This window comes from Nonomuraea sp. NPDC049309, from assembly GCF_043196965.1.
Taxonomy (GTDB): Bacteria; Actinomycetota; Actinomycetes; order Streptosporangiales; family Streptosporangiaceae; genus Nonomuraea; species Nonomuraea fastidiosa.
Genome location: NZ_JBICSH010000001.1, coordinates 1 through 16,406, shown reverse-complemented (window position 1 = coordinate 16,406; position 16,406 = coordinate 1). Strand labels below are relative to the sequence as shown.

Here is a 16,406-nt window from a genome sequence, read left to right as displayed (position 1 = left end):
GGCCCGTCACGCCTTCGCCTTCTGCCCCCTGATCTTTCTGGCGACGCCGTACCAGGCGGGCAGCCCGCGCTCGTCGTCGAACCAGCGGGCGACCACGATGTCGGTGGAGGAGTGCAGCAGGATCGAGGTCACGATCGTCACCGCCACGATCTGGAACACCTGCGGCGCCGCGGTGATGCCGGAGGCCAGCACGAGCAGGCCGTAGACCACGGAGGCGAAGCCCTTGGGGCCGAACCAGGCCACCGCGGCCTGCTCGCGCAGCGACAGCCCGGCGCGCAGGAAGGACCCCCAGATCGCGACGGGACGGGCCAGCGCCAGCGCGCCGAGGGCGAACAGCCAGCCCTGCCAGCCCACCGCGAGCAGGGACGGCGTGATGAGAGCGCCGAAGACCAGCAGCGCCGCCAGCTTGAACACCTCGGCGATCAGCTCGCCGAAGTGCTCGAACGACTCGCGCTGCCGCGGCCCGAAGGTCGCCACGGTGATGCCGGCGGAGAAGGCGGCCAGGAACAGGTTGCCGTGCGTGGCCTTGCCGATGGCGAGCACGAGCAGGCCGATGGCCAGGGCGTTGAGCGGCTCGTACTGCGTGGAGGCGGCGAACCAGCGGGTCTGCTCCAGCTTGATGGCCAGCCACGGCACGGCCACGCCGATCAGCACGCCGAGGCCCAGCTCCAGCGCCAGCTCGCCCAGGTGCAGGTCGTGCGAGCCGGCGGCGATGGCCAGGAACACCAGCACGAACGGCAGCGCGAGCCCGTCGTTGACGCCGGACTCGACGTTGAGCAGCTGCCGCAGCCGGGGCGGCACCTTCTCGTTGCCGACCAGCGCGGCGGCGAAGACCGGGTCGGTGGGCGCCAGGATCGCCCCGACCAGCAGCGACTCGATCCAGCCGAGCCCGAGCAGGTAGTGCGCGCCGACCGCGGTGATGACCAGCGTGAGCGGCAGCCCCCAGCCCAGGGCACGGCCCGGCAGCCGCCACGCGCTGCGCAGGTCCTGCCAGCCCACCCGCATGCCGTCGGTGAACAGCACCGCGAACAGCGCCAGCTCCGACAGCGTGGCCACCAGCGGGTCGGCCGCCGTCAGCGAGATCACGCCGAGCACGCCGTCGCCGAGCACGAATCCGGCGACCAGGAACAGCGCGGCCGTGGACAGGATCGTGCGGTGGGCGAGGCTGGACAGCAGCACGGCCAGCAGGAGCAGGGCGGCGAACGCGGTCAGGAGCATGGGGGGAACGGACCTCCGGTCGGTCACGCGGACGGGAACTTCGCCGACCAGACTTCCCGGCACACCACCACATACCGTAACAGCACCGTGCTCGCCGTCGTCCTCCATCCTCGGCCGGCGTCCGGCGAACACGTCCCGGGGCCGCGGCCCGGCCATGCCCACGGCCACGAGGGCGGCGGCGACGCCGCTCGGCTCGGGCGGGGCGGGCGGCCCGGCGATGACATCTCGCGAGCGTTCCCGGTATCAAGTTGCTGTTTCGATGGTGACAACCTCTTCACATTCGGCGGCGCGGGCGCGTGCGTCTTGGTACGTTCATGGGCGGTGTGCCGGGAAGTCTGGTCGGCGATACCGTTGAACGTCGAAGCTGAGAGGCCCCCATGCGCGCCCGCGATCTGACCGCGCCCTTCCCCACCGTCACACTCGACACCTCGGTGCACGAGGCCGCCAGGCTGCTGTCCGAGCAGCGGCTGCCGGGCCTGATCGTGCTCGACGGCCGGGGGTGCCCGCTGAGCATCCTGCCGGGCACCCAGGTGCTGCGGCTTGCGGTGCCGGCGTACTGCATGGAAGACCCGATGCTGACGCGCGTCGTCGACGAGGCGCACGCCGACCGGTTCCTGCGCTCCCTGGCCGACCGCACCGTGCGCGACGCCCTGCCCGAGCAGCCGCGCGAGCTGCCGATCACCGATCCCGACGCGACCATGCTGGAGGTCGCGGCGCTCATGGCCCGCACGCACAGCCCGGTGGTGGCGGTGGTGGAGGACAGGCGGCTCTTGGGCGCAGTGACGTTGCAGGCGCTCATGGACTGGGCGATCACGACCTGACGCCGCGATAGCCGGCCATCGCGGCTCCGGAAAACCCGTCGTGGACAGCGCGGCGCCTCGCGTCTATTTTGTTTACGAGACCGTTCCGTTTATTAATGAGGTGGCCATGGACGCCGACGTCCTCGTGGTGGGAGCCGGGCCGGTCGGCCTGGCCCTGGCGATCGCCCTGCGCCAGCACGGCGTCTCGGTACGCGTGATCGACCGGGCGCCCGGCCCCGCCACCACGTCGCGGGCCAACTTCGTGCACGCGCGCGGCTCGGAGGTGCTCGACCGGCTGGACGCGCTGAGCGGCCTGCCGGAGGAGTCGGTCAGGGCGATGACGATCACGACGTACGCCGGCGAGCGCCCCGTGATGCGCATCCGGTTCGGCGATCCCGGGCTGGACACCGCCGCTCCCCCGATGGTGATCTCCCAGGCCCGCGTCGAGGCGCGCCTGCGCGACCGCCTGGCCGAGCTGGGCGTGCGGCCGGAGTGGGGCTGCGGGCTGGTCGCGGCCGAGCAGGACGCGGGCGGCGTCACCGCCGTACTCAGCGACGGCCGCAGCCTGCGGGCGGGCTGGCTGGCCGGCTGTGACGGCTCCGGCAGCACCGTGCGCAAGCTCGCCGGCATCGGCTTCCCCGGCGTCAAGCTGAGCGAGCGCTTCCTGCTCGTCGACGCGACACTCGACACCACCCTCGACAGGTCGGGCACCAGCGGCTGGGTGCACCCGCAGGGCATGCTGGGCGCCATGCCCATGCCCGGCGGGCAGTGGCGGCTGCTCGCCTACGACCCCGCGTTCACCGAGGACAAGCCGGGCGAGGAGCGGATCGTCGAGCGCATGGCCCGCATCCTTCCCGAGCGGACGGGGCTGAGCGGCATCCGGCTGCTCGACGCGTCGTGGGCGTCGTTGTTCCGGGTGCACCGCCGCCTCGCCGACGCCTACCGCCGCGGGCGCGTCCTGCTGGCCGGGGACGCGGCGCACGTGCACGCCCCGTTCGGCGGCCAGGGCATGCTCACCGGCATCGGTGACGCCGAGAACCTCGCGTGGAAGCTGGCGCTCGTCGTGCAGGGCAGGGCCGGGGAGCGCCTGCTGGACACCTACGAGGCCGAGCGGCGCCCGCTGGCCACTCAGGTGCTGCGCGGCAGCACCGCCACCACCAAGGTCAACATCGCCTCTGGGCCCGTCGGCCGCTTCCTGCGCGACCGGGTGATCGTGCGGGTGATGAACGTCGCGTGGGTGCAGCGGCGGGTCACGTACACGACGTCCCAGCTGTGGGTCAGCTACCGGCGCGGCCCGCTCGGCGGCGGCGGGCGCAGGCCGCGCCCCGGCGACCGCGTTCCCGACCTGGCCTGCGAGCGGCCCGACGGCACCTCTACCCGGCTGCACGCCGAGCTGCGCGGCCGCTGGGCGGTGCTCGGCGACCACGACGCGTTCCAAGCCGCGCATCGGCGGCTCGGCGGCCACGTCGTGCACCTGCGGCCGGTGCGCGCGCTGCCCGCTATGCTCGTACGCCCGGACGCCCATCTGGCCTGCAAGGGCGGTCCCGCCGAGATCACCGGTTGGCTGGACGGAGCACTCGCGTGACCGCTGCCCGAGGACGCGGACGCCCCCGCGACCCCGAGACCGACTCCGCCATCCTGCGCGCCGCGCTCGAGCTGTTCATCGAACGCGGTGTGGAGGGCACCAGCATCGAGCAGATCGCCAAGCGCGCAGGGGTGGGCAAACTCACCGTCTACCGCCGCTGGAGCACCAAGGAGGACCTGATCGCGCAGGCCGTCGAGCAGACGGTCAGCACCGACATGGTGCCCACGCCCGGCGAGGTGCGGGATCTCGCGCCGCAGGACATCGTCGAGCGGGCGCTGAAGACGGCGGCGGAGACGACCGCGAGCCCCGCCTTCCGCGCGCTGGTCGCCCGCATGATGGGCGCGGCCGTCAGCCACCCGCGGCTCATGGCCGTCTACTGGAAGCACCACGTGCTGCCCCGCCGCGAGCTGGCCGCGGCCATGCTGCGCCGCGCCCAGCAGGAGGGCACGGTGGCCGCGGACGCCGACCTCGATGTGCTCATCGACATGATGGCCGGGGCGGTCACCTGGCGGGTGCTCCAGCCCGACCCGCCCGACGCCGCCGCCATGCTCGGCTATCTCAAGAGCGTCTATCGCCAGGTCGGCCTGTATCGGAACGCCGATTAGTTATTCGGTGAACGCCGCGCGGCCATTGTTCGGCGTTGAATGCGGCTAACCGCGGTTCATCTCCCGTTATGAGAGCCGAGAGGGAGACCGTCACCGCCGGGACACCCCTAATGCTTAGGGGTTGGTTCGCCGCACCACTCCCCGTAATGTCCGGCTCGCATGGACAGTTGATATGCATTTCACTGGCTCTCTACGGGGGAGTTGTATGAGTAGAACCGCGCCGGGCCCGGTGAGTCAGCTGCCGCAGGAGACCATGCGCGACCGGATCGCCGAGCTCGAGCTGTTGCGGGACGGCGTCATCCAGGGACCCGATCCGAGGGCCACCGACAAGCAGCACGCCGCCGGGAAGCTGACCGTGCGGGAGCGGCTGGACGCGCTGCTCGATCCTGGCTCGTTCATCGAGGTGGAGCCGTTCCGCAGGCACACCGCCACCGGGTTCGGGCTGGAGGACCGCCGCCCCTACACCGACGGGGTGGTGGCCGGCTGGGGGCGGGTGCACGGGCAGGACGTGATGGTCTACGCCCACGACTTCCGCATCTTCGGCGGCGCACTGGGCGCCGCGCACGCCGAGAAGATCCACAAGGTGATGGATCTGGCCGCCTCGGCGAAGGTGCCGCTGATCGGCCTGAACGACGGCGCGGGGGCGCGCATCCAGGAGGGGGTCACGGCGCTGGCCGGCTACGGCGGGATCTTCCGCCGGCACGTGCGCATGTCGGGGGTGGTGCCGCAGATCAGCGTGATGCTCGGCCCGTGCGCGGGCGGGGCCGCCTACTCCCCCGCTCTCACGGATTTCGTGTTCATGGTGCAGGGCACCGCGCAGATGTTCGTCACCGGCCCCGACGTGGTGCGCGCGGTGACGGGCGAGGACATCACCCGCGAGGCGCTGGGCGGGGCGGAGGCGCACTTCACCCGCTCGGGCGTGGCCGGCTTCGTCTACGACGACGAGCGGGCGTGCCTGGAGGACGTGCGGTTCCTGCTGTCGATGCTGCCGCCGAACAACCAGGAGCTGCCCCCTTCCGTGGCCTGCACCGATCCGGTGGACCGGCGTAACGACGCGCTCATCGATCTGGTGCCGAGCGATCCGGCGCAGAGCTACGACATGACGGCCGTCATCGAGGAGGTCGTCGACGACGGGCAGTTCTTCGAGTTTCACCAGGGGTGGGCGCAGAACCTGATCTGCGGGCTGGCCCGGCTGGGCGGGCACGTGGTCGGCATCGTCGCCAACCAGCCCGCGCACCTGGCGGGCGTGCTGGACATCGGGTCGTCGGAGAAGGGCGCGCGTTTCATCCAGATGTGCGATGCGTTCAACATCCCCCTGGTCAGCCTGGTGGACGTGCCGGGGTTCCTGCCGGGGGTGAACCAGGAGCACGGCGGGGTGATCCGGCACGGCGCGAAGCTGCTGTACGCCTACTGCGCGGCGAGCGTGCCGCGGGTTCAGGTGATCGTGCGCAAGGCGTACGGGGGTGCGTACATCGTGATGGACTCCCGCTCGATCGGCGCGGACCTGTCGTTCGCCTGGCCGACGAACGAGATCGCGGTGATGGGCGCCGAGGGCGCGGCGAACGTGATCTTCCGGCGGGAGATCGCCGCCGCCCCCGACCCCGAGCAGCAGCGCGTCAGGCGCGTGGAGGAGTACCGGCGCACGCTCATGCACCCCTACCACGCCGCCGAGCGCGGCCTGGTGGACGACGTCATCGACCCGCGCGACACCCGGGCGCGGCTGATCAGGGCGCTGGAGCTGCTGCGCGCCAAGCACGTCCCCCCGCCGTACCGCAAGCACGGAAACCCGCCGATGTGAACGAGATCAAAGTCATCGCCGGAGCCCCCACGGCCGAGGAGATCTGCGCCCTGGTCTGCGCGCTCCGCCTGCGCACCGCCACCGCGCCCGCGCCCCCACCCCGCCGTACGGCCCCCTGGGTACGGCAGGGGGACCACCCGGCCGCCGAACACCTGGTGCCCGGCCCGGCGGGCGAGCGGTGGATCGAGTCCGGGTCCCCCTTGTGAGCGAACCCCTGCCGGGGACCCAAAGAGCACGACGAACCGCCGCCTACCGGGGCGACCTCCGGCGGAAAAGGCGGCTCGAATGGCCACTGCCGACCCCTTGACCGGCATCGCCGATTCCGGCGAATTCCCTGCGTAAACCCGAGCAAATTAGCGGGCTTATCGCGGAACGGCCGGTTCCCACGTTAGGGGCGGCTAGGGGTACTTCTGGGGCGGAACCCCGCCTTAGCCTGAACTCTGCTGCCTGAGGGAGATCGTCAACTATGCGCAATTTCGGGCCGAGATACTCCGGGAAATTCATCCACGACTTTCTCGACCAAAGCGCCGCGGGTCATCCCGAGTCGCCGGCGGTGAGGGACTCGAGCGGGATGTTGACCTATCACGAGCTGGACACGTTCAGCCATGCGGTGGACCACTGGCTGGAGCGACAGGGCGTCGGCCCGGGTGCGCGCGTGGTGGTGCAGGCCCCCACCGACCGCCGGCTGGCCGCGCTGTTCTTCGGCGTCTCCCGCCGCGGCGCCGTCTTCGTGCCGCTCAACCCGGCGATGAAGGACTTCCATCTGCGTTCCGTGCTGGAGAACGCCGGCCCCGCGCTGGTGCTCGCGGAATCGGCCGGCGGGCGGCCCGATGCCGTACGCGCCCTCACTGACGCGCCGGTCCACGACTTCGACGCGGTCTGGGCCGAGATCACCGGCCTGGCGGCCGATGGGGCGCGTGCCGCCGTGACCAAGGAGATCGCCCCCACCGACCCGGCCGCCCTGGTGTACACCTCGGGCAGCACGGCGGCGCCGAAGGCGGTGATCTGCCCCCACGCCCAGGTCTGCTTCGCCACCGTCGCGCTCGTCGAGGCGCTCGGCTACCGGCAGGACGACGTGGTCTTCTGCCGCTTCCCCATGTCGTGGGACTACGGCCTGTACAAGCTGCTGATGACCTGCGCCGTCGGCGCGGAGATCGTCTTCGCCGACGCGAGCGCGGACCTGCGGCTGGTCGACCACCTCAGGAGGACCGGCGCGACCGTGGTGCCGATCGTGCCCTCCCTGGCCAACATGATCATCACCTCGGCGCAGCGGCGGGGCGAGCCGGCCGCCGGGGTGCGGCTGTTCACCAACACCGGCGCGGCGCTGCCCGCCGCCACCATCGAGGCGCTGCGCACGCACTTCCCCGGCGCCCGCGTGGTCCGCCAGTTCGGCCAGACCGAGTGCAAGCGCATCTCCGTCATGCCTCCGGAGGAGGACAGGGAACGCCCGGACTCGGTCGGCCTGCCGCTGGCCGGGACCACCGTGCACATCCTCGGCCCCGACGGCGAGCCGGTGCCCGCCGGCACCACCGGGGAGATCGTGGTGACCGGCCCGCACGTGATGCCGGGGTACTGGCGCAACCCCGAGATGACGGAGAAGACGTTCCGCCGTGACCCGCGTACCGGGGAGGTGCGCCTGCACACCGGCGACTACGGCCACCTCGACGAGGACGGATACCTCTACTTCGACGGCCGCCGCGACGACATGTTCAAGCGCAAGGGCATCCGCATGAGCACGGTGGAGATCGAGGCGGCCGCGCTCGACATCCCCGGTGTGCGCGCCGCCGCCGCGCTCCCGCCGGACGGCGACCACGACCTCGCGATCTACGTCGAGCCCGCCGACGGTGTCGAGCTGGAGCCGCTCGCCGTGCTGCGCGGGCTGGCCGCCCGGCTGGAGCCGGCCAAGGTGCCCGCCACCTGCGAGGTGGTCGCGGAGCTTCCGAAGTCGGCGCACGGCAAGTACGCCCGCGACCAGCTCCGCCGCCCGCAGGCCACGAAGACCCCGCACGCCGAGGAGACCCCGCAGGCCAAGGAGGCCCCGCAGGCCACGAAGACCTCGCACGCCAAGAGGACGGGGCCCGCACGGCCGGGCCTGTCGCGCGAGGAGCTGGTGCGCCGGTTCGGCTCCCCGCTGTACGTCTACGACCTCGACAAGGTGACGGCGGCCTACCGGGACCTGGCCGACTTCATGCCGGAGGGCACCGCGATCTACTACGCGCTCAAGGCCAACCCGCACCCCGACGTGGCCCGCGCGCTACGCGAGGCGGGCGAGGGCGGCTGCCGGGCGGAGATCAGCTCCACCGGCGAGCTGGCCGCCGCGCTGGCCGCCGGCTTCACCGGCGCCGACTGCATGTACACCGGGCCGGGCAAGACGGCGGGGGAACTGGCCGAGGCGCTGGCCGCCGGGGTGCGGCTGTTCTCGGTGGAGTCGCTCACCGACCTGGAGCACATCGGCGCCGCGGCCACCGCGCAGGGCACCGTCGCCAGGTGCCTGCTGCGCATCAACAGCGCCACCGCGGCCGCCGCCACCAGCATCCGGATGACCGGCGCGCCCTCCCAGTTCGGCAACGACATGGAGGAGCTGCCCGCGCAGGTGGAGGCGATGCGCGCGGTCCCCGGCACCCGGATCGCCGGCGCCCACTTCTTCCCGCTCAGCAACGCCGCGGACGAGGAGAGCCTGCTCGGCGAGTTCCAGCACACGGTGACGGTGGCCGCCGAGGTGCAGCGCATCCTGGGCGAACCGTTCGAGCTCGTCGATCTCGGCGGCGGGTTCTCCGCCCCATACGGGGTGCCCGGCACCCGCCCCGCCTACCCGAACCTGCGCAAGGGCCTGGAGGAGGCGCTCGACCAGCACCTGCCGCAGTGGCGTGCGGGACGGCCCGGCATCGCCTGCGAATCCGGCCGCTATCTGGTGTCCGACTGCGGCGAGCTGCACTGCACGGTCGTCAACGTCAAGGAGAGCAGGGGCCGCACGTTCGCCATCCTGGACGCCGGGATCAACGCGTTCGGCGGCATGTCCGGCCTCGGCAGGCTCCTGCCCGCCCAGGTCGAACCCCTGCGACCCGGCGGCGACGACCGGCCGGGCCGCAAGGCCGCGCTCGCCGGCCCGCTGTGCACGCCGGGCGACCTGCTCGCCCGCGAGGTGGAGCTGCCCGGCCCGGCGCCCGGCGACCTGGTGACGATCCCGCACGCGGGCGCGTACGGGCTCACCGCCAGCCTCTCGCTCTTCCTCGGCCGCCCCGCGCCCACCGAAGTGGTGATCCGCGGAGGCGAGATCGTCTCCGTCTCCCAGCTGCGCCGCGAGCGCGTCTACGAACCGTCGCCGAACCCCGACCTCCGGAGCGCATGATGGCATTTCCTGGTGACCACGGCGGCCCTTCCGAGGCCGGGCTCGACGGCCTCGCCGCGTTGCCCGTCGCCGAGCAGCGCAGGGCGCTGCTGGAACTCGTGCTCAGGGAGACCGGCGAGGCGCTGCTCGGCGTGGAGGGCGGCGATCCTGCCGCGGTGACGGCCGGACGGCCGTTCCGTGAGCTGGGCCTCGACTCGCTGGCCGCCGTCGACCTGCACGACCGGCTGGTCGCCGCCACCGGCGTGGACCTGCCGATGACCCTGGCCTTCGACTACCCCACGCCCGAGCTGGTCGCCGAGTACGTGCGCGCCGCCGTGCTCGGCGAGCCCGTGCCGCAGCCGGCGTCGGGCCGGGCGCACGACCTCGGCACGGGCGCGGGCGACGACCCGATCGTCATCGTCGGCATCGGTTGCCGCTTCCCCGGCGGCGCCGACTCCGCCGAGACGCTGTGGCGGATCTTCGCCGAGGAGCGCGAGGTGCTCGGCGCCTTCCCCGCCGACCGCGGCTGGGACCTGGACAATCTCTTCGACCCCGACCCGGACGCCCCCGGCAAGAGCTATGTGGACCGGGGCGGCTTCCTGCCCGACGCGACCGGCTTCGACGCCGACTTCTTCGGCATCAACCCGCGCGAGGCCCTGGCCATGGACCCGCAGCAGCGCGTGGTCCTGGAGACCTGCTGGGCCGCGCTGGAGCACGCGGGCATCGATCCGACGTCGCTGCGCGACCGGCCCGTCGGCGCATTCTTCGGCGCCGAGGTGCACGAGTACGGCGTGCGGGTGCACGACGCTCCCGAGGGCCTGGACGGCTATCTGATGACCGGCAACGCGCCGAGCGTGGTCTCCGGCCGGCTGGCCTACCTGCTCGGCCTGTCCGGCCCCGCGATCACCCTGGACACCGCGTGCTCGGGCGCCATCGTCTCGCTGCACCTGGCCTGCAACTCGCTGCGCTCCGGCGAATCGGACCTGGCCCTGGTGGGCGGCGTCGCGGTGATGGGCAGCCCCGGCATGTTCACCGCGTTCAGCAGGCAGCGCGGTCTCGCGCCCGACGGGCGGGTGAAGGCGTTCGCCGACGCCGCGGACGGCACCGCGTTCTCCGAAGGCGTCGGCGTGCTGGTGGTGGAGCGGCTGTCGGACGCGCGCCGCAACGGCCACCGCGTGCTCGCCGTCGTCCGCGGCACCGCGATCAACCAGGACGGCAGGTCCAACGGGCTCACCGCGCCGAGCGGCCCCGCGCAGCGGCGGCTCGTGCTGGACGCGCTGGCGGCGGCCGGGCTGCGGTCCGCGGACGTGGACGCGGTCGACGCGCACGGCACCGGCACCGCGCTGGGCGACCCGATCGAGGCGCACGCCCTGCTCGCCACCTACGGCCAGGACCGCGGCACGCCGCTGTGGCTGGGGTCGGCCAAGACCAACCTGGGGCACACGCAGGCGGCCGGCGGCATGGCCAGCGTGATCAAGATGGTCATGGCGATGCGGCACGAGCTGCTGCCCAAGACCCTGCACGTGGACGCGCCGTCGTCCAAGATCAACTGGTCGAGCGGGGCGGTGGAGCTGCTCACCGAGGCCCGGCCGTGGCCGCGCGTCGAGGGGCGGCCGCGCAGGGCGGGCGTGTCGTCGTTCGGGATCTCCGGGACCAACGCGCACGTGATCCTGGAAGAACCGCCGCTGGAGACGCCGTCTTCCGCCGTTGACGGTCCTGTGGTGTTGACCCCGGTCAGCGCCACGGTGCCGGTGGTGGTGTCGGGCAAGAACGAGGCGGCGCTGCGGGCGCAGGCCGAGCGGCTGGCGGGCTTCGTGGAGTCCCACCCCTCGGCCGGGGTGCCGGAGGTGGCGGCCGGGCTGGCGCGGCGGGCCGCTTTGGAGCATCGGGCCGTGCTGCCGGTCTCCGATCGGGACGGGCTGCTCGCCGGGCTGCGTTCGCTGGCGGCCGGTGAGCCTTCGGGCGTCGTGGGCCGGGTGCGGTCTGGTCGTCTCGGTGTGGTGTTCTCCGGTCAGGGTGCGCAGCGCCTCGGCATGGGGCGGGAGCTTTATGCGACGTTCCCCGTCTTCGCCCAAGCCTTTGACGAGGCTGTGGAGCTGCTCGAAGCCGAGTTCCGCGCGTCGGACTTCGTGCGCGATCTGGCGCATGGGCTGAGTCTGCGGGAGATCATCCAGGGCTCCGAGCTGCTGCATCAGACGGTGTTCGCGCAGGCCGGGCTGTTCGCGTTCGAGACGGCGCTGTACCGGCTGCTGGAGTCGTTCGGGGTGCGTCCGGACGTTGTGGCGGGGCACTCGCTGGGTGAGATCACCGCCGCACACGTCGCCGGTGTGCTGGATCTGGCGGATGCCTGCCGCTTGGTGGCCGCCCGTGGGCGGTTGATGCAGACGTTGCCTGCTGGTGGGGCGATGGCGGCGATCGGCTGCGGCGAGGGCGAGATCGCCTCTGTGCTGGCCGGTCACGATCAGGTGGCCATCGCCGCGGTGAACGCGCCGGGCGCCATCGTGGTCTCCGGCGCCGGCGCCCAGGTCGATGAGGTCGTGGCGTGGGCGCGGGAGCAGGGCTTCCGTACGCGGCCGTTGCGGGTGTCGCATGCGTTTCATTCGCCGTTGATGGAGCCGATGCTGGCCGAGTTCGAGCAGGTCGTCGCCGGGCTGACGTTGCGCCGCCCGCAACTGGCGCTGATCTCGAACGTCTCCGGTGACCTGGCGGGCGAGGAGGTCACCGAGCCCGGTTACTGGGTGGAGCACGTGCGCCGCCCGGTGCGCTTCGCCGACGGCGTCGAGGTGATGCGGCGGCGCGGGGTCACCCACTTCCTGGAGGCCGGCCCCGACTCCCAGCTCGCCCCCATGATCGAGCAGACCCTGGCCGAGGGCGTCTCCGTGGTGGCCCTGCAGCGCCGCGACCACGACGAGGAGGCCCGCTTCGCCGAAGCGCTCGGTGCGGCCTGGGCCGGTGGCGTGAGCGTGGACTGGACCGCCTGGCCGACAGGTGCCCGCGCGGGCGACCTCGACCTGCCCACGTACCCGTTCCAGCACCGCCGCTACTGGCTGGAGCCCGCAGCGTCCGGCGACCCGGCCGCGCTGGGCCTGCGCGCCGCCGGCCATCCGATCCTGAGCGCGGTGGTGGAGCAGCCCGCAGGCGGCGCCATCCTGACCGGGCGCCTGTCGGCCGCCGCCCAGCCGTGGCTGGCCGACCACGCCATCAACGGCACGACGATCCTGCCCGGCACCGCGTTCGTCGAGCTGGCGTTGCGTGCGGGCGACCAGGTCGGCTGCCCGGTCCTCGACGAGCTCACCCTGCACGCCCCACTGGACCTGTCAAGCCGGAGCCAGATCGCGATCCAGGTGACCGCCGGTCCCTCCACGGCGGACGGGCGGCGTCCCGTGGAGATCCACTCCATCGCCGAGGACGGCATCTGGCTCCAGCACGCCACCGGCTTCCTCTCCCCCGCCCCCACCTCCGCCACGGCGGACGACCTCGCCGCCTGGCCGCCGCCCGGCGCGGAACCGATCGACGTCACCGGCCTCTACCCGGCGATGGCCGAGCGCGGCTACGGCTACGGTCCCGCCTTCCGCGCCCTCACCCGGGCCTGGCGGCGCGGCGACGAGGTGTTCGCCGAGGTGGCGCTGGCCGACGGCGTGGACACCTCGGGCTTCGGCGTGCACCCGGCGCTGCTCGACGCCGCCCTGCACGCCACCGACCTGCTGCCCGGACACGACCAGGACACATCGTTGCCGTTCGCCTGGCACGGGGTGTCCCTGCACGCCGGCGGGGCGCGTGCCGCGCGGGTCAAGCTGCGGCTCGACGGTTCGGACGGGGTGCGGCTCGACATCGCCGACGCCGCCGGTCACCCGCTGGCCACGGTGTCGTCCCTGGCGTACCGCCCGGTGCCCGCCCTCTGGTCGGGTGCGCGGACCGCGGCTCATCGGTGGCTGCACGAGCTCGTGTGGCGGCCGGTGGACGTGACGGGCTCCGCGCCCGGTGCCGGCACGGTGATCGACGCCACCGAGTGGACCATGCCGGCCGGTGGCGAGCTGCTTGACCGCCTGCGCGTTGGCGTGGGCTCGGTGCTGGCTCGCATCCAGGAGCGGCCGGCCCGCGAGCCCGAGGGTGACGGCCGGCTGGTCGTGATCACCCGGGGCGCGGTGTCCGTGGGCGATGACGGCCCGGCGGACCCGGTCCAGGCGGCGATCTTGGGTCTGGTTCGGGCGGCGCAGGCCGAGGAGCCGGGCCGGATCACGCTCGTCGATGTCGAGGCGGCCGGTGATGATGTGGCCGCGGCGCTGGCCTCCGGCGAGCCGGAGGTGGCGCTGCGCGGCGGCCGGGTGTGGGTGCCGCGTCTGAAGCGGGTGGAGCCGTCCTCGCCGCCGGTGCCCGATGGTGCGGTGTGGCCGGTCGATGGGACGACGCTGATCACGGGTGGTACGGGTGGTCTGGGTGCCGTGGTGGCGCGGCATCTGGTCGCCGAGCATGGCGTGCGCGATCTGCTGCTGGTCTCTCGCCGGGGGCTGGAGGCTCCTGGCGCCGCCGAACTCCGTGATGAGCTGGCCGGGCTCGGCGCCGAGGTGGCGGTCGCGGCCTGTGACGTGGCCGATCGCGATGCTCTTTCCGCTGTGCTGGCGGGGATTTCTGCGGAGCGGCCGTTGCGTGCGGTGGTGCATGCGGCGGGTGTCGTGGACGATGGCGTGATCTCGTCGTTGTCGGCGGAGCGTGTGGATGCGGTGCTGCGGCCGAAGGCGGATGCGTTGTGGCATCTGCACGAGCTGACGCAGGACAGTCGTGTTGCGCGCTTCGTGGTGTTCTCGTCGGTGGCCGGGGTGGTGGACGGCGCGGGTCAGGGCAATTACGCCGCCGCGAACGCGTTCGCCGATGCCGTTGCCGCGGTGCGGGCTGCTCGCGGGCTGCCGGGCGTGTCGCTGGCGTGGGGGCCATGGGCCGAAGAGCGGGGCATGGTCGGCCGGATCAGCGCCCGCGACGAAGCCCGCATGCGTGCCACCGGTTCGATCTCTCTGACCACCGAGGAAGGGCTCGCGCTGCTGGACGCCGCCGTGCAGTCCGGACAGCCGTTCCTCGTTCCCGCCCGCTTCGACGCGGTGGCGCTGGGACGGCGCGGGGCCGAGCTGCCGCCCATCCTGCGCGAGCTGGCCACCGGTACCGCAGCACGCCGTACCGCTGCCGCCGCTCCCTCCGCGACCGCCCAGGAGGACCCGGACACGCCGCCGGTGGTGGCGGAGCTGGCCGGGATGCCGGGAGCGCAGCGGCAGCGGCGGTTGCTGGAGGTGGTGTCCGCTCAGGCGGCGGCCACGTTGGGGCACGACAGCGCGCAGGCGATCGATGCGGATCGGCCGTTCCAGGACCTGGGCTTCGACTCGCTGACCGCGGTGGAGCTGCGTAACCGGCTGCACCAGGTGACCGGGCTGCGGCTGACGCCCACGCTGGTCTTCGACCATCCCACGCCGCGCGCCCTGGCGGCGCATCTGGAGCGGACGCTGTCCGGTACACGCCGTGCCGCCCCCGCCGTCACCGTGAGGCCGAGGGGCGATCGCGATGATGATCTGATCGCGGTGGTCGGCATGGCCTGCCGCTTCCCCGGCCAGGTCACCAACCCCGAAGAGCTGTGGCGGCTCCTGGTCGAGGACCGCGACGGCATCACCGGCTTCCCCACCGACCGAGGCTGGGACATCTCCCGCCTGTACGATCCGGAGCCCGGCAAGCTGGGGCGCACCTACACCAAGCAGGGCGGTTTCCTGCACGACGCGGCGTACTTCGACCCCGCCCCCTTCGATATCGGCCCGCGCGAGGCCGCCGCCATGGACCCGCAGCAGCGGCTCCTTCTGGAGACGACCTGGGAGGCTCTCGAGCGCGCCGGCATCGACCCGTCGGGGCTGCGCGGCAGCCGGACCGGGGTGTTCGCCGGCGTGATGTACCACGACTGGGGCACGCGGCCCGGCCGGGTGCCGGAGGAGTACGCCGGTTACCTGGGCAACGGCAGCCTGGCCAGCGTGGTCTCCGGGCGGGTGGCGTACGCGTTCGGCCTGGAGGGTCCAGCGGTGTCGGTGGACACCGCGTGCTCCTCGTCGCTGGTGGCGCTGCACCTCGCCGCGCAGGCCCTGCGCAACGGCGAGTGCGACCTGGCGCTCGCCGGTGGCGTGACCGTGATGTCCACGCCGGATACGTTCACCGACTTCGGCCTTCAGCGGGGTCTTGCCGCCGATGGGCGCTGCAAGTCCTTCGCCGATGCCGCCGACGGCGTCGGCTGGGGCGAAGGCGTCGGCGTCTTGATCGTCGAGCGCTTGTCGGACGCCCGCCGTCGCGGGCACCGGGTGCTGGCCGTCGTGCGCGGCAGCGCGGTCAACCAGGACGGCGCCTCCAACGGCATCACCGCCCCCAACGGCCCCTCCCAGGAGCGGGTGATCGCCCAGGCGCTGGCGTCGGCCGGCATCGGCCCTGACCAGGTGGACGTGGTCGAAGGCCACGGCACCGGCACCTCCCTCGGCGACCCGATCGAGGCCCAAGCCCTGCTGGCCACCTACGGCCAGGACCGCAAGGAGCCGTTGTGGCTGGGGTCGGTGAAGTCGAACCTGGGCCACACCCAGGCCGCAGCGGGCGTGGCGGGTGTGATCAAGATGATCCTCGCGATGCGGCACGAGCTGCTGCCCAGGACGCTGCACGTGGACGCGCCGTCCTCGAAGGTGGACTGGTCGGCCGGTGCGGTGGAGCTGCTGACCGAGCCCAAGCCCTGGCCCAAGCACCCGGACCGGCCGCGCAGGGCGGGCGTGTCGTCGTTCGGCATCTCCGGCACGAACGCCCACGTCATCCTCGAAGAACCGCCCGCCGAGGAAGCCCCGGCCGGTGAAGGCGAGCCGGCTGCAACGAACGGCGCCGCCGACTCCGTGCTTCCAGTGGTGGTGTCGGCCAAGACCGAGTCTGCACTCCGCGCCCAGGCCGACCGGCTCGCCGCCTTCGTGGCCGAGCACGAGGAGGCGCGGCCGGTGGAGGTGGCGGCCGGGCTGTCGCGCCGCGCCGCGCTGGAGCACCGGGCGGTGCTCGCGGCTTCGGATCGGGATGGTCT

At 72.9% G+C, this 16,406-nt stretch carries 8 protein-coding genes; 7 read left to right on the top strand and 1 reads right to left on the bottom strand.

What is annotated here, in order from left to right; all coding sequences use genetic code 11:
• Nucleotides 1-6: 6 nt before the first annotated feature.
• Nucleotides 7-1,218, bottom strand: coding sequence for a cation:proton antiporter (locus ACGFIM_RS00040; RefSeq protein WP_393192086.1), 1,212 nt, complete (start codon nt 1,216-1,218; stop codon nt 7-9).
• Between the two features lie 377 nt (nt 1,219-1,595).
• Here ACGFIM_RS00040 and ACGFIM_RS00035 point away from each other — a divergent pair, with 377 nt between their 5' ends.
• From ACGFIM_RS00035 to ACGFIM_RS00005, 7 genes are all read left to right on the top strand, one after another.
• Complete coding sequence (locus ACGFIM_RS00035; protein ID WP_393192083.1) at nt 1,596-2,039, top strand: CBS domain-containing protein; 444 nt, start codon at nt 1,596-1,598, stop codon at nt 2,037-2,039.
• Nucleotides 2,040-2,079: 40 nt separating this feature from the next.
• The gene (locus ACGFIM_RS00030; RefSeq protein WP_393192080.1) at nt 2,080-3,603 is read left to right on the top strand and encodes an FAD-dependent oxidoreductase; all 1,524 of its coding nucleotides are present in this window, start codon (nt 2,080-2,082) and stop codon (nt 3,601-3,603) included.
• Entirely contained in the window at nt 3,600-4,208 is a 609-nt protein-coding gene (locus ACGFIM_RS00025) for a TetR/AcrR family transcriptional regulator (RefSeq protein ID WP_393192077.1), read from the top strand. Before ACGFIM_RS00030 ends, ACGFIM_RS00025 begins: the two co-directional genes overlap by 4 nt.
• 253 nt (nt 4,209-4,461) lie before the next feature.
• Nucleotides 4,462-6,006, top strand: coding sequence for an acyl-CoA carboxylase subunit beta (locus ACGFIM_RS00020; protein WP_393199550.1), 1,545 nt, complete (start codon nt 4,462-4,464; stop codon nt 6,004-6,006).
• Nucleotides 6,003-6,212: an acyl-CoA carboxylase epsilon subunit gene (locus ACGFIM_RS00015; protein WP_393192074.1), complete on the top strand. Its 210-nt coding sequence runs from the start codon at nt 6,003-6,005 to the stop codon at nt 6,210-6,212. The genes ACGFIM_RS00020 and ACGFIM_RS00015 overlap by 4 nt, the downstream gene beginning before the upstream one ends.
• A 260-nt stretch (nt 6,213-6,472) precedes the next feature.
• Complete coding sequence (locus ACGFIM_RS00010; protein ID WP_393192071.1) at nt 6,473-9,355, top strand: AMP-binding protein; 2,883 nt, start codon at nt 6,473-6,475, stop codon at nt 9,353-9,355.
• Nucleotides 9,352-16,406: SDR family NAD(P)-dependent oxidoreductase (locus ACGFIM_RS00005; RefSeq protein ID WP_393192068.1), on the top strand; the 7,055-nt coding region annotated here is incomplete at its 3' end. The genes ACGFIM_RS00010 and ACGFIM_RS00005, both read left to right, overlap by 4 nt.

Coding starts and splice junctions, on each gene's coding strand:
- ACGFIM_RS00040 (WP_393192086.1), bottom strand. CDS start 1,218: ATGCTCCTGACCGCGTTCGCCGCCCTGCTCCTGCTGGCCGTGCTGCTG.
- ACGFIM_RS00035 (WP_393192083.1), top strand. CDS start 1,596: ATGCGCGCCCGCGATCTGACCGCGCCCTTCCCCACCGTCACACTCGAC.
- ACGFIM_RS00020 (WP_393199550.1), top strand. CDS start 4,462: ATGCGCGACCGGATCGCCGAGCTCGAGCTGTTGCGGGACGGCGTCATC.
- ACGFIM_RS00010 (WP_393192071.1), top strand. CDS start 6,473: ATGCGCAATTTCGGGCCGAGATACTCCGGGAAATTCATCCACGACTTT.